General features: G+C 48.7%; 3 protein-coding genes. All 3 read right to left on the bottom strand.

Annotated features, from left to right (window positions below):
- The coding region (locus tag LWH94_RS19160) for an AAA family ATPase (RefSeq protein WP_232903303.1) at positions 1 to 235 on the bottom strand (235 nt) is incomplete at its 3' end.
- Between the two features lie 166 nt (positions 236 to 401).
- Entirely contained in the window at positions 402 to 803 is a 402-nt protein-coding gene (locus tag LWH94_RS19155; protein ID WP_232903302.1) for a hypothetical protein, read from the bottom strand.
- A gap of 109 nt (positions 804 to 912) precedes the next feature.
- Positions 913 to 1083 carry a hypothetical protein gene (locus tag LWH94_RS19150; RefSeq protein ID WP_232903301.1) on the bottom strand — a complete coding sequence of 57 codons (171 nt, stop codon included), beginning with the start codon at positions 1081 to 1083 and terminating at the stop codon, positions 913 to 915.
- Between the last annotated feature and the right edge of the window lie 303 nt (positions 1084 to 1386).

The raw sequence follows: 1386 nt of genomic DNA, 5'->3' as shown, positions 1-1386 counted from the left end.
ATTTTTTATCTCCAATAAAATAACTTTTGACTGAAGCTTTGTTTAGTAGTGATTCAATGCCAGATGACTCGATTCTATTTCGGTTGCCGCTCGAAACCAAGTCAATAGCCTGAAGGATGGTGCTTTTCCCTGATTCATTGTCCCCTATAATTGTGTTTATTCCTTGTTCAAATTCTAACTCAAGTTTCTCGAAACGTTTGAAATTACTCAACTTAAGCTTTTTTATGTATTGCATATATTTTCAACCCTGAATAAATTCTTCTTTCCGATTAATATACTTGGTTAGATTCTGAAATTTACGATAATGTTTGGGGGCCGTATAGCGCCTGCGGTAACCGGCGCCGGAGCGCAGCGGAGGGAACCAAAAGCGCCACGCTTTTGGTGTCCGGTTGACTGCCTGGTTATGCATTGTGGGCTTCACGCTCAAACTCAATTATGAAGTTGTCACCATCCCAATGAGACACCACGCCCACCCAATCAAGCTTTGCTCCAAATGAGTTTTTCAACTTGCTGGCATCTTCACCTCGCCGAACGGCGTTTTCATCACTTGTTCGGGCGATGACTGCACGTACAACCTGCTGATTGTCGTACGCTTTGGCTAGACGTTCCTTGAATTCTTTATTGCCGTGTCCTGACCAGCGAGTGACCGAATCAACATAGCGGATCTTCCCGTCTTCCGGCGGCTCGAAGAAGTGTTTCCAGAGGCTAACAACCAACTCTCCATCCGTGTTCTCTGCGGAAACAGACCAATTCACATTTTTGAGCTTCGCTCCGAACTTGCCAAACTCATCTGATATCCCCATTCAAACTCCCTTTGCATAACGCCGAAGCACAGCGGCGACCTTGGAGTGGCGACGAAGGGGCCACGGAAAGGGCGTCCGGCGGCCATAGGCCGCGCACTGCTGCGCCTTGTTAATTGGATACCTCAATGTACCACTTGGGCTTCATGCGCCCGAAATCCCGGCGGACGTTCGATTTCAGTGCCTTTTTGGAGTCCAGCACCTTTGCCTCGCCGCCCTCTCTGACAAACACAACCCAATGCCAGAATGGTTTGCCCTGTTCCATACGCCATTTAATCGCCATAAGGGCCTTGTCTGGAAGGCACTCCCAAGACTCGAACGGTGTTTCTTTGGGCGACACCGAGATACCGAATGCCCGCAAAAGCTTCCGGACGTGCACAGTCTCCGACCAGAGCGACGTGTCTGCGGCGTAAATACCCAGAGCATTTGCCTTACTCTTGGCCTCCGCATAGCAAATGCCTGCTAGTGTTCCGTCTGGTTAATCCCTAAGCGAAAATGTGCTACAATTCGAGCTATTATTTACGAGCTCGGAGACTCTGTTTTGGCCCGGAAACCAGCACCCTTTAATCTTACGGTAAACGATCAA

This window comes from Marinobacter sp. G11, from assembly GCF_021282325.1.
GTDB classification, from domain to species: Bacteria; Pseudomonadota; Gammaproteobacteria; order Pseudomonadales; family Oleiphilaceae; genus Marinobacter; species Marinobacter vinifirmus.
The sequence above is the reverse complement of the archived record's forward strand: the minus strand, read 5'-3'. Positions and strand labels throughout refer to the sequence as shown.